The organism is Brenneria sp. L4-2C (assembly GCF_040240335.1).
Lineage (GTDB): Bacteria > Pseudomonadota > Gammaproteobacteria > Enterobacterales > Enterobacteriaceae > Brenneria.
The window spans coordinates 1-22,599 of the sequence record NZ_JBEIAC010000005.1; the positions used below are offsets into that span (position 1 = coordinate 1).

Annotated in this window: 23 protein-coding genes; 11 read left to right on the top strand and 12 right to left on the bottom strand. The window is 54.4% G+C overall.

Annotated features, from left to right (window positions below):
• The 3 genes from ABRZ26_RS09410 to ABRZ26_RS09420 form a co-directional block, all read left to right on the top strand.
• On the top strand, positions 1-650 hold a 650-nt coding region (locus tag ABRZ26_RS09410; RefSeq protein ID WP_319604008.1), incomplete at its 5' end, for a hypothetical protein.
• Positions 651-926: 276 nt separating this feature from the next.
• Positions 927-1,763 carry a DNA/RNA non-specific endonuclease gene (locus tag ABRZ26_RS09415; RefSeq protein WP_319604009.1) on the top strand — a complete coding sequence of 279 codons (837 nt, stop codon included), beginning with the start codon at positions 927-929 and terminating at the stop codon, positions 1,761-1,763.
• The gene (locus ABRZ26_RS09420) at positions 1,763-2,098 is read left to right on the top strand and encodes a hypothetical protein (protein ID WP_319604010.1); all 336 of its coding nucleotides are present in this window, start codon (positions 1,763-1,765) and stop codon (positions 2,096-2,098) included. Before ABRZ26_RS09415 ends, ABRZ26_RS09420 begins: the two co-directional genes overlap by 1 nt.
• Before the next feature lie 42 nt (positions 2,099-2,140).
• Here the strand turns inward: ABRZ26_RS09420 and ABRZ26_RS09425 are convergent, their stop codons facing one another.
• Positions 2,141-2,302 (bottom strand): SymE family type I addiction module toxin, encoded by a 162-nt coding sequence (locus ABRZ26_RS09425; RefSeq protein WP_319604011.1) that lies wholly within the window; start codon positions 2,300-2,302, stop codon positions 2,141-2,143.
• A gap of 422 nt (positions 2,303-2,724) precedes the next feature.
• Between ABRZ26_RS09425 and ABRZ26_RS09430 the strand changes: the two genes are divergently transcribed.
• Entirely contained in the window at positions 2,725-3,537 is an 813-nt protein-coding gene (locus tag ABRZ26_RS09430; RefSeq protein ID WP_319604012.1) for a hypothetical protein, read from the top strand.
• Between the two features lie 77 nt (positions 3,538-3,614).
• Here ABRZ26_RS09430 and mgtA read toward each other — a convergent pair whose 3' ends face one another.
• Positions 3,615-6,323: a magnesium-translocating P-type ATPase gene (gene mgtA, locus ABRZ26_RS09435; RefSeq protein ID WP_319604013.1), complete on the bottom strand. Its 2,709-nt coding sequence runs from the start codon at positions 6,321-6,323 to the stop codon at positions 3,615-3,617.
• A 91-nt stretch (positions 6,324-6,414) separates the two neighbouring features.
• Between mgtA and ABRZ26_RS09440 the strand changes: the two genes are divergently transcribed.
• The 6 genes from ABRZ26_RS09440 (at position 6,415) to ABRZ26_RS09465 (ending at position 12,202) form a co-directional block, all read left to right on the top strand.
• Complete coding sequence (locus tag ABRZ26_RS09440; protein ID WP_319604014.1) at positions 6,415-6,642, top strand: hypothetical protein; 228 nt, start codon at positions 6,415-6,417, stop codon at positions 6,640-6,642.
• A gap of 455 nt (positions 6,643-7,097) precedes the next feature.
• Complete coding sequence (nikA, locus tag ABRZ26_RS09445; RefSeq protein WP_319604015.1) at positions 7,098-8,699, top strand: nickel ABC transporter substrate-binding protein; 1,602 nt, start codon at positions 7,098-7,100, stop codon at positions 8,697-8,699.
• Positions 8,700-8,820: 121 nt separating this feature from the next.
• A complete protein-coding gene (gene opp1B, locus ABRZ26_RS09450; protein ID WP_319604016.1) occupies positions 8,821-9,753 on the top strand; it encodes a nickel/cobalt ABC transporter permease in 933 nt (310 codons plus the stop codon).
• A gap of 1 nt (position 9,754) precedes the next feature.
• Positions 9,755-10,582: a nickel/cobalt ABC transporter permease gene (gene opp1C, locus ABRZ26_RS09455; protein ID WP_319604017.1), complete on the top strand. Its 828-nt coding sequence runs from the start codon at positions 9,755-9,757 to the stop codon at positions 10,580-10,582.
• Complete coding sequence (locus ABRZ26_RS09460) at positions 10,582-11,442, top strand: ABC transporter ATP-binding protein (protein ID WP_319604018.1); 861 nt, start codon at positions 10,582-10,584, stop codon at positions 11,440-11,442. The genes opp1C and ABRZ26_RS09460 overlap by 1 nt, the downstream gene beginning before the upstream one ends.
• Positions 11,426-12,202, top strand: a complete 777-nt coding sequence (locus tag ABRZ26_RS09465; RefSeq protein ID WP_319604019.1) for an ABC transporter ATP-binding protein — start codon at positions 11,426-11,428, stop codon at positions 12,200-12,202. Before ABRZ26_RS09460 ends, ABRZ26_RS09465 begins: the two co-directional genes overlap by 17 nt.
• Positions 12,203-12,278: 76 nt before the next feature.
• Here the strand turns inward: ABRZ26_RS09465 and ABRZ26_RS09470 are convergent, their stop codons facing one another.
• The 5 genes from ABRZ26_RS09470 to ABRZ26_RS09490 all read right to left on the bottom strand — a co-directional run bounded on the left by ABRZ26_RS09470 (position 12,279) and on the right by ABRZ26_RS09490 (position 18,142).
• Positions 12,279-13,955, bottom strand: a complete 1,677-nt coding sequence (locus ABRZ26_RS09470; protein ID WP_319604020.1) for a dipeptide ABC transporter ATP-binding protein — start codon at positions 13,953-13,955, stop codon at positions 12,279-12,281.
• Complete coding sequence (locus ABRZ26_RS09475) at positions 13,955-14,815, bottom strand: ABC transporter permease (protein ID WP_319604021.1); 861 nt, start codon at positions 14,813-14,815, stop codon at positions 13,955-13,957. The genes ABRZ26_RS09470 and ABRZ26_RS09475 overlap by 1 nt, the downstream gene beginning before the upstream one ends.
• The gene (locus tag ABRZ26_RS09480; protein WP_319604022.1) at positions 14,805-15,767 is read right to left on the bottom strand and encodes an ABC transporter permease; all 963 of its coding nucleotides are present in this window, start codon (positions 15,765-15,767) and stop codon (positions 14,805-14,807) included. Before ABRZ26_RS09480 ends, ABRZ26_RS09475 begins: the two co-directional genes overlap by 11 nt.
• Complete coding sequence (locus ABRZ26_RS09485) at positions 15,748-17,376, bottom strand: ABC transporter substrate-binding protein (RefSeq protein WP_319604023.1); 1,629 nt, start codon at positions 17,374-17,376, stop codon at positions 15,748-15,750. The genes ABRZ26_RS09480 and ABRZ26_RS09485 overlap by 20 nt, the downstream gene beginning before the upstream one ends.
• Positions 17,377-17,599: 223 nt before the next feature.
• Positions 17,600-18,142: a YagU family protein gene (locus ABRZ26_RS09490; RefSeq protein WP_319604024.1), complete on the bottom strand. Its 543-nt coding sequence runs from the start codon at positions 18,140-18,142 to the stop codon at positions 17,600-17,602.
• 1,035 nt (positions 18,143-19,177) lie between these two features.
• On the opposite strand from ABRZ26_RS09490, the gene curA reads away from it, so the two are divergent.
• The gene (gene curA / locus ABRZ26_RS09495) at positions 19,178-20,215 is read left to right on the top strand and encodes an NADPH-dependent curcumin/dihydrocurcumin reductase (protein ID WP_319604025.1); all 1,038 of its coding nucleotides are present in this window, start codon (positions 19,178-19,180) and stop codon (positions 20,213-20,215) included.
• Positions 20,216-20,271: 56 nt separating this feature from the next.
• Here the strand turns inward: curA and ABRZ26_RS09500 are convergent, their stop codons facing one another.
• The 5 genes from ABRZ26_RS09500 to ABRZ26_RS09520 all read right to left on the bottom strand — a co-directional run bounded on the left by ABRZ26_RS09500 (position 20,272) and on the right by ABRZ26_RS09520 (position 22,549).
• Positions 20,272-20,469, bottom strand: a complete 198-nt coding sequence (locus ABRZ26_RS09500; protein WP_319604026.1) for a hypothetical protein — start codon at positions 20,467-20,469, stop codon at positions 20,272-20,274.
• On the bottom strand, positions 20,444-20,914 hold the full coding sequence (locus tag ABRZ26_RS09505; protein ID WP_319604027.1) for a DUF943 family protein: 471 nt from the start codon (positions 20,912-20,914) through the stop codon (positions 20,444-20,446). The genes ABRZ26_RS09500 and ABRZ26_RS09505 overlap by 26 nt, the downstream gene beginning before the upstream one ends.
• Positions 20,915-20,998: 84 nt before the next feature.
• Entirely contained in the window at positions 20,999-21,466 is a 468-nt protein-coding gene (locus ABRZ26_RS09510; RefSeq protein WP_319604028.1) for a DUF943 family protein, read from the bottom strand.
• Between the two features lie 55 nt (positions 21,467-21,521).
• Entirely contained in the window at positions 21,522-21,992 is a 471-nt protein-coding gene (locus ABRZ26_RS09515) for a DUF943 family protein (protein WP_319604029.1), read from the bottom strand.
• Positions 21,993-22,081: 89 nt separating this feature from the next.
• On the bottom strand, positions 22,082-22,549 hold the full coding sequence (locus ABRZ26_RS09520) for a DUF943 family protein (RefSeq protein WP_319604030.1): 468 nt from the start codon (positions 22,547-22,549) through the stop codon (positions 22,082-22,084).
• Between the last annotated feature and the right edge of the window lie 50 nt (positions 22,550-22,599).

The following is a 22,599-nucleotide window of genomic DNA, read 5'->3' on the forward strand; positions in this document are numbered from 1 at the left end:
TAAGGGATTATGTTGCATCCAATAACAATTATGACCTTAATTATATTAATAGTCATACTACTAACGGTGATCGTGCTTTGGCGTTTATTGGTGAGCCAGAAAATTTCTGGGGATTGGTCGCGGGGGGAGGATCGTTATTTACCTCTTCAGCGACAACAGGTGCTAAATTGACTAGTCTGGGATTAAGTTTGGGGGCGAATGGTGGAGTTCAGGCGCTTAATGGCAATATTGGAGATAAATTCGATTATGTCAGCTTCTTCACATCCGGATTCACAGGTATTGGGGGGGCGGGTAAATCTTTGCACTCTAACCTTCAGCTAAATGTAGGCGGAGCCTATTTTAGCAGCCAGGTAACAGGACAGAACTCTGAAGCAGCCATGGTGGGAGCAGCCGCAGGCACAGGGATTGGTTATGCTGTAGGTTCGCGTATTACCAGTCGATTGGAAGCCAAAGCAATTAAGGACTATTTTGGTATGCCTGCGAGTAGCAATGCACTTAAGTACACCGAGAAAGCATTTGGTCCGGGATATTTGCTAAAGGGTGGGAAAATGAGTCCTGTTCCGGGGATTGTCGGTGGGTTTATCGGCTCTGGTGGTGCCGAAGTAAGTAACTCATCTATACAAGCAGATATAAATAAGGATAAGAAATGAAACATCCATTTTTATCATTATTTTCATTGGTTTTTTATTGTGCATGCGCATGCGCATGCGCATTTATTTTCATAATATGGCTAGTATCAAAGCAGCCGATATCCTTTCCTCAAATCATAAAATATGGGACACAAGGACTTATTATTGGTGCGTTTGGTGGTTGTGGTATTTGGCTTATGTATCGTTTTAATCTTCATAAATAGCCTAGGTGATTTTTAGTTTTTACAGAAAGAGTTGTTGTGGAGAATAACGCGCTCAGTGACATCATTGAGAACAATGACGCAGGAAGAGAAGTACCGGAACGCCCGGAAGCAGCTTGAAGCGGCACAGGAAGAGTTTAAGGAGAAGTATTGCGCAGGGCTGAGTGCGGAAGCGTGTTCAGCCAGGATGGAAGCGCATAGGCAGGAACTGCTGAAAGGCGCGGGTTTATTTGGTACTGATTTTGTTCCTATTGTTGGGGATATCAAGAGTTTTGCGGAAGCGCAGAGTGCGCTGGATTATCTGGCTGCGGCAGTAGGGCTGGTGCCTGTACTGGGAGATGGTGCTGGTAAGATTATCAAGGCAGCAGAAACCGCACTGAAGAAAGGGGATATTGCTGAAGCCTCGAAGCTGATTAATAAAGCCAGCGATGAGATATCGGCTGTTTCCGGTAGCAAAGGAAACTGGAGTAAAGAGCTTAATAACCCCAAACCCAACACTGTTTATAAGGTGGATGGTGATAAAATCTATAAAACTGACAATTTAGCAAGACCCAGCCAGGTTGATGCCACTCTTAGCCCTAATGTAAAGGACAGAAATACTTATCAGCAATGTAAGGCAGGCAAGTGTGGTATCGAAGGTGATGAAGGTGGTCACTTAATAGCCTCGATCTTTAATGGTCCGGGAGAAAAACTTAACCTTTTGTCAATGGATGGAAATCTAAACAAAGGAGCTTGGAAACAGATGGAAAATACTTGGGCGAAAGCGTTAAGCGAGGGTAAAGAGGTTAAGGTTAGCATCCAACCTTCTTATGTTGGTGATAGTGCTAGACCGGATAAATTCTATGTGGAATATACGATAGATGGATCAAGACCTGTTGCAGAGACCTTTAAGAATGCGCCGGGAGGTAAATAATGCGGGCGGATCAAGAAATCTATAATGATATAGGATCTATATTACTAGCCGTGGTTCCAGATGGTGCATCTAAGGTAATTATGCGGGCAGAGTTATCCCCTGAAAATGATCATTGCAAATGTGAATTTGATTATGTGGATAAGTATAGCGGTAATACGAACTGGTTTTCTGCTGGAGCTCGAGCTAATAGCGATCTATTAGATCTACTTGTGGAGTTAAGAAATTACTTTATTGCTAATTTTAGAACTCAGGAAAAAACGTTTTGGCATGGTTGTGAAGTAACGGTAGATGTGGAAACTTTAAAGATTCATATTGATTTTAAATATGATGATTAAACAACGATCCCGGCCTTGTGCCGGGATTTTTATCTTTAGCCGTCAGAGCCGCAGTTCAGTCTCAATCACCAGCCGCCCGCGCTCAACGGTGACGATAACGGGCTGTCCGGTATTAAAGCCGAGTTCTTCCAACCACTTGCCGCTGAACTTAAGCTGTGGACTGGGTGGTTTTTTACCGCCGTTTGGGCGTAATGCCGTTCGCAATGTTTTTTAACTACTTCGGCCTATTTAGGCGACGTTTATTACATCTGACATTAGGCGGGGTTACAGGAATGGCTAATGTCAGCGGCAGAAGGCTCGGTTATGATGTAGGGATGAGGAGAGCGGCTGGTCGCCGGACGGGATTTGAACCTGAATACCATCTCAAGCGCCGGCAGAGTGCAAGGATGCTGAAGTTGTGTTCAGGCGTCTTGTCGCTACAGACAAGCCGTGTCCTTATCATGGGTTGCGGTACTAAGACGACTAATGTCAGCGGCAGTGACTGCTGCTATGATGTCGCGGTTGCAGGCAGGGAAGTCACGGCGGGGCGGTAGCGTATCAGTGCGCTGGAGCCGTACGAAGGGCAACGTTTTGCTCTGTAACTCTAATTGCTTAATATATAAAATATCTTGTGATAAGGAATATAAATGGACTGGCAGCAAGTTATTATCTCTGGCGTTGTTGGCGTTATCGCTGTGGGCCTTATTAGCGTTATGAGACGAAAACAATGGATTGGCAGGATATCAGGTATCGCTATATTTATTGGGATAATCGCAGCGTGGAATTTTTTGGGAGTAAATTATTTATTCTCTGGTAAAACTTTTTCTGAAGAATTAAGGCAGGCTGAAACGGCCATGAGTCAACTTCCTGTCTATCGTACAATAAAGGAGTCCGACCCGGTTTTTTATGATAAATTGCAAGTGAAAATGGTTAAATTAAAGCGTGAAGGGAAAAGCGAACAACAACTGATCGATATTATACAGACGGATATATCATCATTTTTGATATCGCGTTTGTATTACGCGCCTGATGATAAGGTTGTGGCTCAGATGAGGAATACGCTCAAACAGATAGAAAAATTCCAGGCGTATGGGGCCGATTCCTGTTTCAAATTTCTTTTCCCGGCGGTAAGCGGCGGCGTTAACCCGGCTAAAATATTGCCCTTGGAGATTATGCAGCAGCGTATGCAGGCTGATAATGATTTAATCGCGGCTTCTTATATTACTCCCAGAGCAGTAGATAAAACGCAGGAAATAGAGGCGGCCAAACAGGCGATACAACCAATTTTACAACAGATGCAATTAAAATATGGCGATGATCTACAGATGGTCGTGAGACCGGAGGCTGCGAATGTCGACCGTAAAAGGGCTTGCGACATCATGCAAGACTTCTATCAGTCGATTTTATCTTTACCTCAAGCGCAGTCGGCGGCGGTGCTGAGAATGGTGCTTTCCAGCTAATTAAAAATCCCGGTCAAAATCGCCGGGATTTTTACGTTATGCACCGGCGGACAGAATGATGCCCGCCGTTAATGTGGTTAGAACCATTGGCCGAAACGGCGGATATAGGCGCGTTTCACCAGTTGCGCGACGGTGCAGTAGCCAATCAGCGTGGCCGCCAACCACGGGAAATATTGCCATGGCAATGGCTGTAGCCCGACCAGCGCCCCCAGCGGCGAGAAGGGGATATAGATTCCCAACGCCATGATCAGGCCGGTCATCAGCATCACCGGCAGGGCGGCGGTGCTTTGGATGAAGGGAATTTTCCGGGTGCGCAGCATGTGTACCACCAGCGTTTGCGACAGTAACCCTTCGATAAACCAGCCGGACTGGAACAGCGCCTGATGTTCCACGCTATTGGCCGCGAACACGAACCACATCAGCGCATAGGTGGTGATATCGAAAATAGACGACGTCGGCCCGATCCATAACATAAAGCGGCCGATGTTTTTGGCGTCCCACTTGCGTGGTTTACGCAAAAACTCTTTGTCCATTTTGTCCCACGGCAGCGATAGCTGCGAGATGTCGTACATCAGGTTTTGAATCAGCAGATGAATCGCCAGCATCGGCAGGAATGGAATAAACGCGCTGGCGACCAACACCGAGAACACGTTGCCGAAATTAGAGCTGGCGGTCATGTTCAGATATTTGATGATATTGCCGAACGTTTCACGTCCTTTAATTACCCCTTCCTCCAGCACCATCAGGCTCTTTTCCAGCAAGATGATGTCCGCCGATTCTTTAGCGATATCGGTGCCGGTATCCACCGAAATACCGATATCGGCGTCACGCAGCGCCGGCGCATCGTTGATGCCGTCGCCGAGAAAGCCCACGGTGTGACCGTTGCTCTGCAAGGCTTTCAGCACGCGGGATTTTTGCAACGGCGTCAGGCGGGAAAAGACCGTGCGTTGCTCCGCCAGCGCGGATAGCTGCTGGTCGCTCAGCGTTTCAATCTCCGCGCCCGTCAGCGGTTCTCCGGGTTCCAGACCGACATCACGGCAAATTTTACTGGTGATAATCGGGTTGTCTCCGGTCAGCACTTTAACGGTCACGCCGTTCTCATGCAGCGCGCGGATCGCGGAAGCGGCGCTTTCCTTCGGCGGATCGAGGAAGGTCAACAGGCCGTGGATCACCAGGTCGCGTTCATCGGCGGCGCTCAGCGGTAGTCCGTCGCCAGCGGCGCCGAACTCGCGCACGCCAATCATCAGAACGCGGAAGCCCTGTCGGTTGTAGTGCTCCGCCAGCGTCTGTAATGCCGTGCGACGGGGTTCATCGAGCGCTAACTGCCGTCCGTTTTCAGCGACATGCGTGGCAATAGCCAGCATCTCTTCCACCGCGCCTTTACAGATCAGGCGCTGATGGTTGTTTTCGTCCGCCACGACGATAGACAGGCGACGGCGGATAAAATCAAAGGGTAATTCATCGATCTTACGATAGCGTCCGAGCGCGACGATTTCCGGTTTATCGCGGCCGAAATGGATAATGGCTTTATCCATCAGGTTCTTCATGCCGCTTTGGTGCGAGCTATTTAGCCAGGCAAGCTGCAATACTTCTTCATCGTTACGGCCATGAATATCAAGATGATGTTCAAGAATGATGCGATCCTGCGTCAAGGTGCCGGTTTTATCGGTACAGAGCACATCCATCGCGCCGAAGTTCTGGATGGCGTTCAGGCGCTTGACCACCACTTTGCGCCGCGCCATGGCGATGGCGCCTTTTGCCAGATTGGATGAAACGATCATCGGCAGCATTTCCGGCGTTAATCCTACCGCCACGGCCAGCGCGAACAGACTGGCTTCCATCCAGTCGCCTTTGGTAAAGCCGTTAATCAACAGTACCACCGGCACCATCACCAACATAAAGCGGATCAGCAGCCAGCTTACGCTGTTGACCCCGCGGTCGAATGCGGTCTGGGAACGGGTGCCGACGATGGATTTCGCCAATGAACCAAAATAGGTCTGGTCGCCGGTCGCCACCACCACGGCGGTTGCGGTGCCGCTGGAAACATTGGTTCCCATCAGGCAAATGCCGGACTGCGACAGCAAATCATGCTCGCCGCCGGTGTCAGGTTGGCTGGATTTGGCCTGGATATTGCTGAGAACATCATATTTTTCAATCGGCAACGACTCTCCGGTCAATACCGCCTGACTGACGAACAGGTCGCGCGATGCGATCAGGCGAACGTCCGCCGGGATCATATCGCCGGCGGAAAGGAACAGAATATCGCCCGGCACCAGTTGCTGGAGCGGAATTTCCCGGCGTACCGGCGATGCGTTTTCCGTTGTCCGACGCAGCACGGTTGCAGTGGTGCGCACCATTGATTTCAAGGCTTCCGCCGCCTTATTGGTGCGAAACTCCTGCCAGAAACGCAGCAGCCCGCTCAGGCTGACCATCGCCAGGATGATGATGATGCCCGTCAGTTCCGTCTCTTCTCCCTGCTGCTTTGGCAGCCAGTAATCGGTCACAAAGCTGATGGCGGCCAGCGCAATCAGAACGTAAATAAACGGGTTATTGAATGCCGATAACAATTGCACCAGCGCATGCGGCGCTTTTTCATGCGCCACCCGGTTTTCGCCGTAGGTCTGACGGCGGTCGGCGACGTCGTCGTCAGTCAGGCCGTGAAGATGGGTATTCAAGTTGGCCAGCGTTTGATCCAGGCTATTTTGCGCCTCGCGGGCGATGGCGAATACGGCCGCGGTTTTGGACGGCTGGCGGCGGTTTTCCGTCTGATTGATCATTTCAGTCATTTGATCATCTCTTTCATGCTGATTATTTGTATTGCTTATCCGCCGCGCGCGGGCGCGCATCCCGGATAACGGGACGTAAGGCGGATCGAGAATGATGGGGCGTAACGGACGGAAGAGAGGCGAACAGAAAGTGGGTGGAAAAGGCTGTTTCCTTTATCCCGGCCGACGCGGTTTACCGGATAATCTGGGGTGCTCGTCCATGTTGTCTCCTTATCACCGTCTGGGTGAGCATGTGTTTAATGACTGGCGGGTAAAGCCGGTATTTTTGGCGACGCCAAACATCGGACGCTATGTCGGCGACCGTGGTCACGCTACGTGAGCGTCGTTCATTCAGGGGATGCAACAGTCCGCGAAAAGGAGTGGTGCTGCCCGCCGTTTACTGGCAAGCAACAAATCAGAAGAGATGCGTTGGCTTGCCCGTTATTGGGTTCGAAAACCAGGGTTGTCCAAGAGGGTTCTCCGCTAAAAAATTGGCCGAACTATATCCATGTGAAATTATTTTGTAAAGCCGGTTTTCTAAACCAACCTTCAACATACCTCAAGGGCATGAATGCGCGCTTGACCGACGCCGAGGGGACGGGAGGATGTCGCCGCGCAAACCCACGGCCGGGGCGGTGTTAAATCAGCGCCGCGCGTAATTTCCGTTCAATTTCCCTGAGCTAAATCATAGTTTTTTAAATGATAATCAGTATCATCCTTTCTGTCCTGTTGTGGACGGTTTTATATCGCTTTCATTCCGCGTTTCGGCGCTTATTTGGTAAATGGATTATTACTATGCCTGAATTTAAATCTGCTACGCATGCTGGAAAACGTAAATCCTCTTGGCTCATTACCTCCCTGTTATTCTGCCTCGCCCCGCTGTTTGCCGGCCCGGCCGTCGCTCAAGAACCGCAATCGCTGACTTTTGCTAATTTCCGCGATACCCGCGATCTCAACCCGCATATCTACTCCGGCGAGATCTGGGCGCAGAACATGTTGTATGAATCATTGGTTAAAGTGACGCCGGAGGGCATCGCCCCCTGGCTGGCCGAAAAATGGGAAACCTCGGCGGATGGCAAGGTGTACACCTTTACGCTGCGTTCAAATGTGAAGTTCAGCGACGGCGTGGCGTTCAACGCGCAAACCGCGAAGCAGAATATCGATGCGGTGCTGGCTAACCGGGAACGCCACGGCTGGCTGGAGATGGTGCGTATTATCGAAAAAGTCGAAGCGTTGGATGAACGCCGGCTGCGTTTTACGCTGAAAGAGCCCTATTATCCTTTCCTGACCGAACTGGCGGTTACCCGTCCGATGCGCTTCATTTCGCCTGCGGCGATGAAAGAAGGGGGAACGAAGCAAGGCGTTAACGCATATATCGGCACCGGCCCTTATGTCATGAGCGAACATAAAACCGATGAATATGCGGTATTTACGCTCAATCCCCATTATTGGGGGGAAAAGCCGAAGCTGGAAAAAGTGGTGATGAAAGTCATTCCCGATACGCAAACCCGGTTACTCGCCTTGCAAAAGGGGGAGATCGAGTTGATTTACGGTAAAAACATGATTGATGCCGATGCGTTCGCCCAACTGAGTAAAGATAAAAAATTCACCACCAAACTCTCTGCGCCGGTTTCAACCCGCATGTTGTTGATTAATACGACAGCGGAAAACCTGAAAGATGTGCGCGTGCGTCAGGCGTTGCAGCATGCGGTGAATAAGACGGATATCGCGGAAGGGATTTTTAACGGCAGCGAGATCCCCGCGGATACGTTGCTGGCGAAAAATGTGCCGTACAGCAATATCGATCTGAAACCCTATGACTACGATCTGGAACAGGCTAAAAAACTGCTGGATGCGGCGGGCTGGCAACAGAAAAGCGGGCAAACCTGGCGGCAGAAAGACGGCAAGCCGTTGTCTATCGGGATTTATTACGACAGTAATACCGCCTCGCAGAAGGTGATCGCCGAATATCTGCAAAATGAATTCGCCGAACTGGGCATTGAGCTCAAACTGCATGGCGAAGAAGAACAGGCCTACCGCGACCGTCTGAAAGCCGGGCAATTCGATATCGTGTTTAATATCTCCTGGGGAACGCCCTACGATCCGCAATCATTCCTTTCCGGCATGAAATTGCCGGTTTACGGCGATTATGCGGCGCAACAGGGTTTGGCGCAGAAAAAGCAGATTGACGACAGTATCAAACATGCGCTGATCACCACCGATGAGAAAGAGCGGCAGGAATTATATCGCTATGTGCTGACCACGCTGCATGAGGAGGCCGTCTATATTCCGCTGACCTATGAACGTAACCGGGCGGTTTTTGTGAACAGCCTGAAAGGCGTGGATTTCAATCCGTCGCAATTTGAGATCCCGTTTGATCGCATGTATCGCGATTAACCGATGTGACGAACCGGATATATCCGTCGTCGGCCGCCCGTGCGAGAGGGTTTAACACGCCGGGAAAAGATGACGGATGTATTCGGTGGTGTCCTCCGCCTGCAAAGCTATAGGTTGCCGTGTGAAAAAATATCTCTACCGTCGTCTGTTGCTGACGTTGCCGATTTTGCTAGGGATCTCATTCCTGTCATTTTTTCTGTTGAATCTGGTACCCGCAGATCCGGCGGAAGTCGCCTTACGGGTGAATGAAATAATCCCGACGCCGGAGGCGATCGCCCAGATGCGTCAGCAACTGGGATTGGATCGCCCTTTTCTGATCCGTTATCTCTATTGGCTGTATGATGCGCTGCGGCTGGATTTCGGCTATTCCTACATCAATAATCGCCTGGTGCTGGATGAAATCGCCCGTTGTTTACCGGCGACGCTGGCGCTTGCCGCGTTGTCTCTGGTGATTATCCTGTGCGTTAGCGTGCCGCTGGGCGTGCTGAGCGCGGTCTATAAAGACAGCGTTTTTGACCGTCTGGTCCGCACGCTGGTGTTCCTCGGCACGGCGATGCCCAGCTACTGGCTCGGGCTATTGCTGATCTGGTGGTTAGCGCTGTCGTGGGACTTGCTGCCAACCAGCGGCAGCGGCACGTTTTCACACATCATTCTGCCCGCGGTTACGCTGTCCATGGTTTACGTCGCCGTCTATATCCGCCTGATCCGCAATAATATGCTGGAAAATATGCAGCAGTATTATGTGTATTATGCACGGGCGCGCGGGCTGGCTGAAAAAAGCATTATTCTGCGTCATGTGCTGAAAAACTCGCTGCACAGCAGCATCACCGCGCTGGGAATGAGTATCCCGCAACTGCTGGCCGGAACGGTGATCATCGAAAATATCTTCGCCTGGCCGGGGGTTGGGCGTCTCTGCATCTCGGCGATTTTCAGTCGTGATTATCCGGTCATTCAGGCTTATATTCTGATGATGGGCGTGCTGTTTGTGATCTGCAATCTGTTGGTCGATATCATTCAGCGTTGGATGGATCCGGCTCTACGGCAAGAGGGATAATATGCTTTTTTCGCACAGGCTGCTGCGTGATAAAGTCGCGCTGCTCTGTTTACTGGTGATCGTCGCGGTGGCGCTGATCGGCATTTTCGCGCCCTGGCTAGCGCCCAACGATCCGAATAAAATCAATATCGCGCGCAAATATGCCGACTTCAGCGCGCGTTTTCCCCTGGGCTCCGACCATCTGGGGCGTTGCGTGCTGTCCCGACTGATGTTCGGCGTACAGACCACGCTCTTTCTGGCGCTGTTGACGATGGCGATCACCATCGTCATCGGCTGCATCTTCGGCTTCTTATCCGGCTATTTTCGCGGGCGGCTGGATGAGGTCATGATGCGCTGCTGCGATATCATGCTGTCGTTTCCCAGCCAGGTGATGATCCTGGCGATCGTCGGAGTGCTGGGCGTCGGCATGTTTAACGTGATCCTGGCCAATATCCTGGTGAAGTGGGCCTGGTATACCCGCATGATCCGTGGGATCGTTATCAAACACAGTCAGAAAAACTATATTCTGTTTTCACGCGCCAGCGGAACGCCGCTGTGGTTTATCCTGCGCCGCCATCTCTTGCCGAATTCGCTGGCGGAGATTGTGGTGCTGGCCACGCTGGATACCGGCTGGGTGATCCTGAGTATCTCTGCGCTGTCGTTTCTCGGGTTGGGCGTGCAGGCGCCCACCGCGGAGTGGGGCGCGATGTTGAGCGAGGCGCAGAAAGTGATGATGATCCATCCGACGCAAATGCTGGCGCCGGGGCTGGCGATTCTGATTGTGGTGGCGGCATTTAATCTGTTGGGCGACTGTCTGCGCGATGCGCTGGACCCGCGGGAGTCTCATTGATGAGCGATCTATTACGGGTAGAGAATTTACAGGTTGAGCTGGTCTCCGGGCGGCGTCGCCTGCTGCATGACATTTCTTTTTCGCTGCCTCGCCATGCCTGTCTCGGTATCGTCGGCGAAAGCGGCAGCGGCAAAAGCCTCACCTGCCGCGCGCTCGTGGGACTGCTGGGCGGACAGTTTATCCCGTCGGGTCAGGCCTGGTTGCATGACATGAATTTATTGGCGCAGGAGCCGGAGGCGATGCGTCGCCTGCGGGGTAAAACCATCGGTATGATCCTGCAACACCCGATGAGCGCCTTCGATCCCTTGCAGACGCTCGGCAGCCAGATGGTGGAAACCTTTCGCGCGCATCTGGCGTTGAACAAGGGCGATGCCCGCGGGCTGGCGCTGGACATGATGCAACGGGTGCGGCTGCGCGATGTCACGCGACTATTTGATAAATACCCCTGCCAGATCAGCGGCGGGATGCTGCAACGGATCATGATCGCCATTGCGCTGGCGCTGGAGCCGCAACTGCTGATTGCCGATGAACCGACAACGGCGCTCGATTCGGTGACGCAGTACGAGATCATGCAGGAGTTCCGCGCGATCCGCGAACGTTTGGGCACCACCATGATTTTTATCTCGCATGATTTCGGCGTGGTGAATCATATCGCCGATCGGGTGCTGGTGATGCAGCAGGGGCGTGCGGTGGAGCAGGGCGACGCGCAGCAGGTGCTGCGTCATCCCCATCACCCGCATACCCGCTATCTGGTGGCGTCGCGTCAGGCCCTGCAACAGCGTTATCACGCTCTGGTCAATCCGCCGCGGCGCGACCGGGATGCGGCATATCAGGAGGCGGAGCATGAGCGACTTGGTTGAAGTGAACGACATTCATCACGGCTATCGTTCGCAGGATGACGGCGTCTGGATGCCCGTATTGCACGGCGTGTCGTTCAGCGTGCAGGCCGGCGAGTGCCTGGGCGTTATCGGCGAAAGCGGCAGCGGTAAAAGCACCCTGGGGCGTATTGTTCTGGGGTTGGAGGCGCCGAAGCGCGGTCAGGTTCGGTTAGCCGGTCAGCCGTTGTATGCGTCGTCGCGCTTCTGGCAAGCGCGGCGTAAAACACAAACGCGCGTCAGCGCGGTTTTTCAGGATTACACCTCGTCGTCTAACCCGTTTATGAACGTACTGAGCATCGTATCTGAACCGCTGCTGGTGCAAGGCGGCATCCCGCGCCAGGAGATACGGCGGCAGGTGATTGCATTGCTGGAGCAGGTCGGGCTGACGGAGGAGATCTGCGAGCGTTTCCCGCATCAACTCAGCGGCGGGCAGATGCAGCGCGTCTGTATCGCCCGCGCCATTGCCGGCAAGCCGGATTTCATGGTGCTGGACGAGGCGGTCAGCGCGCTGGATATGACCGTTCAAGTGCAGATCCTTGATTTACTGGCCGATTTACGCCGGCGACTGGGGCTAACCTATCTGTTTATCAGCCACGATCTGACGGCGATTAGCTATTTATGTCAACGGGTCGTATTCCTTCAGCAAGGGCGCATTATCGAGCGGGTCGATGACATTACGCGACTGGGGCAGGTACGGCACCCTTATGCGCGCAATCTGTTGCAGGCCGTGCTGGCGTTTTAGTCACAAGGGCGGGGCCGAACGCCGCACGCGCATTCAGTAAGTCTCGAATGTTGAGCGTGCGGCGCGGTTTTGCGGATTAATTCACCGTCGACAGCAGCAGCCGCGTATAGGGATGCCGCGGCTGGTTGAAGATCTGCTCCACGTCGCCGGTTTCCACGATTTCGCCGTCTTTCATCACCGCAATCCGATGGCTCATATGCTGCACCACGCCGAGATCGTGGGAGATAAACAGCATGGTGAGCCGCAGCTGACGCTGTAGCGCCACCAGCAGATCCAGCACCTGCGCCTGAGTGGTGACGTCCAGCGCGGAAACCGGCTCGTCGCAGATCAGCAAATCCGGTTCCGAGGCCAGCGCCTGAGCGATCGACACCCGCTGCCGCTGACCGCCGGAGAGCGCGGTCGGGCGGCGCGTCAGCAGGTCCGGCGTCAGCCCGACCAGCGTCAGCAGCGTCAGGATGCGCCGTTGCCGATCCGTCTGGCTGAGATCGCGGCGTAAACGCAGCGGCTGCTGGAGGATCTGCGCCACGGTGAATTGCGGATCGAACGAACCGAGCGGATCCTGGGTGATGGTCTGAATACGGGCGCGCAGCGGGCGGCGTTCACGCTCCGGCAACGCGCTCCAGGGATTATCCGCCAGCCATACCTCGCCGCTGTCCGGTTTCCGCAAAGCCAGAATGACTTTCCCCAGGGTGGTTTTGCCCGAACCGGACTCGCCGACGATGCCCAGCGTTTCACCCCGTCGCACCTCCAGCGATACCTGATTGACGGCATGCATTCGGCTGCCGTCAGGGCGGGTAAAGGAGACCGATACCCGCTCCGCCTTCAGCGCCACCTCCGAAACCGTTTCGTCGTGCGCGCTGAGCGACGACAAGACCCCGGCGGGCAGATCGCGCAGCGGATTCTCGCCCGCCAGCCAGTTGCCGCGCGTGGCCGCGGTGGGGATCGCCGCGAGCAAGCGGCGGGTATAAGGATGCTGCGGCGCGGAAAGCACCTGGCGGGCGGAACCGGACTCCACCAGTTCGCCTTTCTGCATGACGATCACCCGGTCCGCCACCTGCGAGACCACCGCCAGATCGTGGGTGATCAGCAGCACGCCGTGACCGGCCTGCGCCAGCGCGGTAAACACCGTCAGCACCTGCTTTTGCACCGTGGCGTCCAGCGCGGTAGTGGGTTCGTCGGCAATCAATAGCTGCGGACCGCCCGCCAGCGCGGAAGCGATAAGCGCCCGCTGGCGTAAGCCGCCGGAGAGTTCATGCGGATACTGGGCGGCGCGGTTGACCGGGTCGGGAATGCCCGCCTGCTCCAGCAGCGCCGCCACCCGCCCGGCGACCGCCGAGCGCGGCGCCAGCCGATGAGTGAGGATCGGCTCCGCCACTTCCTGACCGATCCTGCGCAGCGGATCGAGCGAGACCAGCGCATCCTGCAAGATAAAGCCGATCTCGCGGCCGCGAATGCCTAGCCAGTCGCGATCGGTCAGGTAGCGCAGGTCGCAGCGACTGCCGTCATGACGCAGCAGATCGAGGGCGTCGGCGTGTACGTCGGCATGTTCGCCCGCCAGTCCGACCAGCGCGCGCGCGGTAACCGATTTGCCGGAACCCGATTCGCCGACCAGCGCCAGAATTTCACCGGGATTCACCTGAAAACCAAGGTTTTTCACCGACTCCACCGGGCCGTGCGGAGAGGGAAAGCTAACGTGCAGACTCTCCACCCGCAGCAGCGGTTGAGCGGGATGTTGCTTTGTTTGGGAAGTCATTATGCGCCGCCTTTTGCCACGATGGATTGTAACCGGCGTCCCAGCAGGGTGATGGCGATGACGGACAGGGCGATCATGCTGGCCGGCAGCAGGCTGACCCAGGGCGCGCTGTCCAGAAAGTTGCGGCCGTCGGACAGCAGCGCTCCCCACTCCGCGGTGGGCGGCGTTACGCCCAGCCCCAGAAAACTCAGCGCGGAGGCCGCCAGCACCGCCTGACCGATGCCGATGGTCGCCAGGATCAGCAGCGGACGCACGGTATTGGGAACGATGTGACGCAGAATGATGTACAGCGGCGATTCTCCCAGCGCCACGGCGTGCTCGACGTAGCCGGATAGCTTGACCTGCAATACCTGCGAGCGCACTAGCCGGGCGTAGCCCGCGATGCCGGCCAGCCCGACGGCCAGCAGCGTATTCTCCGGACCGCGTCCCAGCACGGCGATGGCCAGCAGCGCCAGCAGCAGGTCGGGAAAGGCGAGCAGGATGTCCAGCAGGCGTACCAGCAACTGACGCAGCGCCCGCGGCGCCAGCGCCGCCGCCGTCCCCAGCAGGATGCCGCCCGTGCAGGCAAGCAGGGTAGCGCCGACGCCGATGGTCAGCGACAGCGAGGTGCCGTGGACCACGCGGGCGAATACGTCGCGTCCAAGCTGATCGGTGCCGAACCAGTGGTGCGTGCTCGGCGGCTGCAACACCGCAGCGAAATCCATGTCGTTCGGGGTGTAGCGGGTAAACAGCGTCGGAAAGAACACCGCCAGCACCAGCAGCGCGACGATCAGCGCCGGCAGCAGCGTACCCGCCGCCAACCAGGGATTACGGTAAACCGGCGCCGGCCTGCGCGGCAGCAGCACGGGATCACTGCTCATGGGGCAACTCCTTTTTCCTCAGACGCGGATCGATCAGCAGGTATAGCGCGTCGATCAGTAGATTGATCGCCACGAACAGAAAGGCGGAGAACATCACCAGCCCCAGCACCAGCGGCATGTCGCGGTTTTCGATGGCGAGCAGGGTGATCTGGCCGATGCCGGCGCGCCCGAATACCGTCTCCGTCAGGATCGAACCGCCCAGCACGCCGGCCAGCAGCGTGCCGGTCAGCGTGGAGATCGCCAGCGCGCCGTGGCGCAAGGCGTGACGCAGGCGCAGCGCGGTCTCGCCGACGCCGCGCGTACGCACCGTAAGCGCGAAAGGCTGCGACAGCGCCTCTTCCAGGCCGTCCCGCAGCACCTGGCTGAACACCGCCATTAGCGGCAGGCTCAGGGTGATCACCGGCAGCACCAGCGCGGCGATGCCGTCGTTGCCGGTAATCGGGAACCACTGGAGCTTGAAGCTGAACAGGGTAAGCAGCAGGATGCCGATCCAGTACACCGGGGTGCTGAGCAGAATCAGCTCCAGTCCGGAGAGCAGGCGGCGCAGGCGATGCTGCCGCCCGGCGGTGGCCAGCGCGTTGACGATCGCCAGAGTCAGGGCCAGAAACAGCGCGCTGAGCGCCAGCGGCACGGTTTCCTTCAGTGCGGTGGCGATCACCGTCACCACCGGCTGACGAAACTGGTAGCTGTCGCCCAGATCGCCGCTCAGCGCCTGTCCGCAGTAGCGCAGGTATTGCATCCACAGCGGCTGGTCGAGGCCGAATTGCTGCACCAGCTCGGCGCGGAACGCCTCGTCCACCACGGCGTCGCCGCCGCCGATAATAATCGACACCGGATCGCCCGGAATCAGCTTGACGGCGATGAACGACAGCGTCGCCGCGCCCCACAGCACGGCGACGATGGTGAACAGGCGTTGGCCGGCGGCGCGTAGGTTAACGGCTAATCCAGGCATCGTAGAAGTTCGGTTTGGCGTTGGTGGCCCAGCTGACGCCGTGTACCTTCTTCGACAGCCCCAACTGGAACGCCGGGACGTACAGCGGCACCACGTAAGCCTGTTCGATCACTTCACGCTGCACTTCATGGTACAGGCGCTTGCGTTCCTCGTCGCCGGCGCCTACCGCGCGGATCAGTTTGTCGTCCAGCGTGTTTACGCGGGCGTGGTTGTTGCCCTGCGGCGGGATGTAGGCGGAGTGGAACACGGTGCGCAGAATGTCCGGCTCGGGGCGCACGAAGTAGTTGGAGGCGATGTCATAGTCGCTGGAGGCGGTGCGGCTGGAGAAGATGCCGGAATCCACCGGATCGAGCTGGAGATCGAACCCGGTCTGTTTGACCTGGAACTGCACCGCCTGAAACAGGGCCACATCGGCCGATTCCAGATTGTTGGCGACGTAAATGAAGCGCGCGGTCAGGCGTTTGCCGTCTTTGGTGCGGTAGCCCTGAGCGTCCTTCGTCGACCAGCCCGCCTCATCCAGCAGACGATTAGCCTTGTTCGGATCGAATCCCCAGGTGGAAGCGACGGCTGGATCATAGTACAGCGTGGAGGGGCCGAGAACGTTGTTCGCCGCTTTCAGCGTGCCGAAGAAGGTGGCCTTGACCGCTGCCGGGCCGTCCACCGAGCTTTGGAACGCCTGGCGCACCTTGACGTCCTGGAAGGGGCCCTGCGCAATGTTGAGGTAGAGCACGCGGTTGACGCCGGGGTTTTCGTAGGTGGCCACCTGCAATTTGCCGTTTTTCAGCACCTGCGCGTGGTTGACCGGCGGAATGGCGTCGATGGCATGCACCTGTCCGCTGTTCAGCGCGCCCAGCCGCACGGCGGCTTCCGGCAGGAACTTGAACTCGATGCCGTCCAGATAAGCCGGCCCCTGATGAGCGGCGTAGCCCGGCCCCCAATTATAATCGGCGCGTTTGCTCAGCTTACTGCCGCTGCCTTTCACGAATGAGTCGAGAATAAACGGACCGGAGCCCACCACGGTGTTGCTGGTGTTGGGGGTGTTCTTCAGATAAGTCGGCGACTGAATGCCCAGGTAGGGCAGGCTCAGCCCCTGCAACAGCGGCGCGAACGCTTCCTTGTAGCGCAGGACCAGCGTGTAGTCGTCCGGGGTTTCGATGGCCTCGACCGGCCCCAGCAACGATTTGGAGTACGGGGAGATGGTCTTCGGATCCAGAATGCGGTCAAAGTTGAATTTCACCGCCGCCGCGTCCAGCTTGGTGCCGTCGCTGAAAGTCACATCCTTGCGCAAATGGAAAGTGTAAACCTTGCGATCGTCGCTGATTTCCCAGCGCTCCGCCAACCAGGGGGTAAAACTGTTGTCCTCGGCCTGGCCGACCAGCGAGTCGAGAACGTTGCGCGTGACCAGCGCGGCGACGCCATAGGCGGTGGTATGGGGATCGATGGTTGGCGTATCGCTGCCCAGCCCGACATTGAGTATGCCGCCCTGAACCGGTTTTTCGCTATTGTCGGCGCTCCATGCGCTGGGGGTGAAGGCAAAAAGCAGGGATAAGGCGCCTGCGGTGAGAAGTTTAGCCGAGGGATATCGCGTTGCTGATGATTTTTTTTCCATTCCCTGATTCCTTGAGGTTTACATTAGCCCATCTTATGTTGCTGTAAATGTAGGGAGGTCGGGTCAAGGTGTAAAAGCACAAAAAATACTTTTTAATGACAAAAAAGTATATAACGGCAATGTTCATGCCGGCGGAAAGCGAGTCGAAACGGTGAGTCAGACAGGCGAATAAAAAACGGCCGCCTTTAGAGTAAGGCGGCCGTTATGTTACGCGTTAGCGGAATCAGCGTGTGGCTTCAGCCGCGGGGACTTCCGGATCCGGCGCATGCGTGATGCGGTTACGCAGATCGCGGCGGACGATTTCCACCAGCCAGAAGCAGAACATATGACCGAACAGTTCAGAGAAGTGTTCGGCAAACGGTTGATCCCACGGTGCCGGAACGGTGCCGAACAGCGGCAGCAGGAAAACGTGGAATACAATGTGGAGCACCAGACCGTAAAAAGCGCCCTGCCAGAGTTTAATTTTGGGATTAAACTCGGCGATGATGCAATAGAGCACGGCAAAAGTAATAGAAAAACCAAAGTGCATGATAAAGCTCATGATTGGTCTCGCATTACCGTTGAACAAATAGGTAATATGAGACATTTCAAAAGACATACCAAGCTGTTGTAATAATTCCTGCGGCGGATTGGTCAGATCGCGAGCCGGCGTTCTGGGTGGAAACGGGATCTCCCAGCCAAATTTAGCAAGGGCGCAAACGAGGCCCGCAATTATCCCGATCAGTATTGCCATCAGGATTTTTTCCTTTGTGGTGCGTAACTGCATATTATTCTCTCCTAAATAACCTGGTGTAACAGGTTTAATTCCGTACGAGTGCTATTCGGAATTAAGTCCGATTCATACATCATACTGATGAACTAATATACCCGTCATCTTTTAAGTCGCTGGTGCGTTGGCTGGGTTACTCGGCCCTTCGGGGCCAGCGCAAGCGCTGTTCAAAACGCCATGCGTTTTGTCCTGCAACTCGACATCTATTGGGTATAGAGCAATATCCGAAGTGAACAAGCGTTGATCCTCATCTGCCGCTCGCCTTCAAATGCGGTGATGCCGCCTTGCCGCAGCTCGAATATTCCAGGTATATATACCTGCTGGGATAACATCTTATTCAGTCGGGATATTACACCTATCGGCAATTATTATCGATTTTATATTCACGCCATCAAAGGGAGAAATTGGCTAATAATTGCGCCATTGAGTAAGATGGAAATAAATTAATATTTCTAAATGTATATTTATGTAAATTAGTTTTTCATTTCGCGGAGAGATAAGCCTATTTTATTAATATTATAACTATTTAAAATAATAGCTCTGCTATGTAAACCAAATAAGTCTATGCGAAATTTCTTATTGATTTCTTGCTGTTTATAGAAAACACCAATATATCGACATTGTTTCAGGATACGCGGTATCTTAATAGCTTATTCGAAAAGACGATAAAATAACCGTGCTGCGGTTCGCATAATTAGCAGCCTGATGAAAATCGCCCGCCGTTATTAACCACCCCATGTACTTTTTCAGCCGTCAAAGCCGAGTTCATCATAAACCGCCCCCTGACGCCGACAGGGTGGGGTGATACGGTGATTGGCATTGACGCTAATGACATTTGCCTGATTCTTATCGCTGTTCCTCCGCGGCAGAAGGCCGGTATCGGATGAACGTCTTTGGCGGCGCATAGTCTATGATTATGGTCTTTATGTCTGGTTGCTGATGCCGGATGCCTTTCTCTTTTAATCAAGGACAAAGGCGGCGGCGATCCCGGCCCACAACCTAGCCATTCGCTTATTACACAGGAGAGTCGTCATGCCGCAAACAGTTCAGAATAATCGCCGGATTGTGTTGGCTTCACGTCCGCACGGCGCGCCCACGCAGGAGAATTTCCGCATCGAGCGGCATCCGATCCCTGAGGTAAAAGCGGGGGAGGTTCTTCTGCGCACGGTTTACCTTTCGCTCGACCCTTATATGCGCGGACGCATGAGCGATGCGCCCTCCTATGCCAAACCGGTCGAACTGGGGGATGTCATGGTCGGGTCCACCATTAGTCGGGTTGTGGCTTCGCAACATCCCGATTACCGTGTGGGAGACTGGGTGTTGGCCTACAGCGGCTGGCAGGATTATGCGATTTCCGACGGCCGCGGGTTAACCAATCTGGGCGCTTCTCCGCAACATCCTTCTTATGCGCTGGGCGTGCTCGGCATGCCGGGATTCACCGCCTACATGGGGCTGATGGATATTGGACAACCCAAAGCAGGGGAAACGCTGGTGGTGGCGGCGGCGACCGGCCCGGTGGGGGCGACGGTCGGACAGATCGGTAAGCTAAAAGGGTGTCATGTGGTGGGGGTCGCCGGCGGGGCGGAGAAGTGCCGCTATGCGGTTGAGGAACTGGGATTTGATGCCTGTCTCGATCACCGCGCGGCGGATTTCGCCGATCGGCTCAAAGCGGCCTGCCCGGACGGCATCGATATCTACTACGAAAACGTCGGCGGCAAGGTGTTTGACGCGGTGCTGCCGTTGCTCAATACCTCTGCCCGCGTTCCGCTATGCGGACTGGTCGCCAGCTACAACGCCACCGCGCTGCCTGATGGGCCGGATCGCCTGCCGTTGCTGATGGGAACCATTCTGAAAAAACGCATTCGCATACAGGGGTTCATCATTTTTGACGACTACGGTCATCGTTTCGATGAATTCTGGCAAGCGGTCTCTCCGTGGGTGGCGGAAGGCAAAATCAAATACCGCGAAGATGTGGTGGATGGACTGGAGAATACCGTGGAGGCGTTTGCCGGGCTGTTGCAGGGGAAAAATTTCGGCAAGCTGGTGGTGCGCGTCGGCGCGGACGAATAATCTCCCGCTATTACGACATCCCCGCCTGCGAGGCGGGGGAATCGGCTGTGCATCGGCTAGCGCTGTTCATCCAGCCAGGCGGGTAAATCGTTTAACCCCATGGCCTGACGCACCAACGTCGGTTTGACGCCGGGCAGGTTGTCCGCCAGCAACAGGCCAATATCACGCAATACCAGTCTTAAGCCACTTTTCACCACCGGCGGCAAGCGTCTTTTCTTATATAGGCATTCATCTAACTTCCATTTGAGATTCATAAGGGACGATTTTCCCGCCCGGTAGCTGTTCGTACAGCTGGCTAGATGTTTTAAACGTAATATCGTCCCTGCCATTGTCGTCTATAGAGAAAAGCGGCGGTTTTTCAACGCAGTTTTTCTCTGTCGGCATATCCTCAAAGCATCGACGATCGTATTTACCCTCTTCTTTATAGCCTTCGCTGAAATCCCAGAAGGTGATGGTGAAGGAGCCATAAGACGAGCGTTTGGGGATCGCGTATTTCTCTTTCAGCATCGCCCTATTCTTCAGCCACCAGTCGATCTTTCCCCGATTGGTGAGCGGAAAGTTCAGCACCAGCACATCGCTGAAATCACTGCGTTGATGAATCGCCACGATTTTTACCGGCCGGGAAAGCCAGATAATGCTGTAGATGGCGGCCAGAATGCTCAAAACGGCAACCACGCGTTTTTTCGATAAAATCTTCATTTACGACCCATCCCGGTAATTTCTACCTCGGTTTCCATCCCGGTGATAAACGACTGTTTGCAGCATCATTCCTTATGTAGGCATTCACCTAACTTTCATTTGAGATTCATAAGGGACGATTTTCCCGTCCGGTAGCTGTTCGTACAGCTGGCTAGATGTTTTAAACGTTATATCGCCTCTGCCATTGTCGTTTATAGAGAAAAGCGGCGGTTTTTCAATGCAGTTTTTCTCTGTCTGCATATCCTCAAAGCACAGACGATCGTATTCACTTTCTTTATAGCCCTCACTGAAATCCCAGAAGGTGATGGTGAAGGAGCCATAAGACGAGCGTTTGGGGATAGCGTATTTCTCTTCCAGCATCGCCCCATTCTTCAGCCACCAGTCGATTTTCCCTCGGTTGGTCAGCGGAAAATTCAGCACCAGCACATCGCTGAAATGCTGCATTTGATGAATCGCCACGATTTTTACCGGCCGGGAAAGCCAGATAATGCCGTAGATGGCGGCCAGAATGCTCAAAACGGCGATTACACGCCTTTTCGATAAAATCTTCATACGCCATCCTGATGACCATCCCGGTGATAAACGATCTGTTTTCCTCATGAGACATTCATCTGACTATATGCACTCGGGGTTCGTAAGGGACGATTTTCCCGTCCGGCTGCTGTTTGTACCACTGGCTAGGGGTTTTAAGAGTAATATCGCCTCTGCCATTGTCGTTTATAGCGAAAACCAGTTGTTTTTCAATGCAGTTTTTCTCTGACGGCATACCCTCAAAGCATCGGCGATCGTAGTCGCTTTCCTTGTACCCCTCGCCGAAATCCCAGAAGGTGATGCTGAAGGAGCCATAAGACGAGCGTTTGGGGATGGCGTATTGCTCTTGCAGCATTTTCCTATTCTTCAGCCACCAATCGATCTTGCCTCGGTTGGTCAGCGGGAAGTCTAGCACCAGTACATGACTGAAATGCTGATTCTGATGAATCGCCACGATTTTTACCGGCCGGGAAAGCCAGATAATGCTGTAGATGGCGGCCAGAATGCTCAAACCGGCGATTACACGCTTTTTCGATAAAATCTTCATTTGCACCCATCCCTGGTAGTCATCCCGCTGATAAACGACCGGCTGCATAATGCCAGTCTGGCGTAAATCGTCACTTTTTATGTCCGCGCTCATCTGACTTGTATGTGAAATTCGTAAGGGACAATATTTCCATCTGGCATTTGTTCGTAAGTTCCATTGAGTGTTTTGATAAAAACAAATCCTTTTCCATTATCATTTACAGAAAAAACAAGTTGTTTTTCGATGCAGTTTTTCTCTACTGGCCTATCTTCAAAACATAGGCGGTCATAATCACTTTCCTTATAACCCTCGCCGAAGTCCCAGAAGGTAATATTGAAGGAGCCATAAGACGAGCGTTTGGGGATGGCGTATTGCTCTTGCAGCATATCCTTATTCTTCAGCCACCAGTCGATCTTCCCGCGGTTGGTCAGCGGAAAATTCAGCACCAGCACATCGCTGAAATGCTGCATCTGATGAATCGCCACGATCTTCACCGGCCGGCAAAGCCAGATAATGCCGTACACGGCGCCCAAAACGCTCAAAACGGCGATTACACGCTTTTTCGATAAAATCTTCATACGCTCATCCTGATTTCCATCCCGGTGATAAACGCTTTGTTTAAAGCATC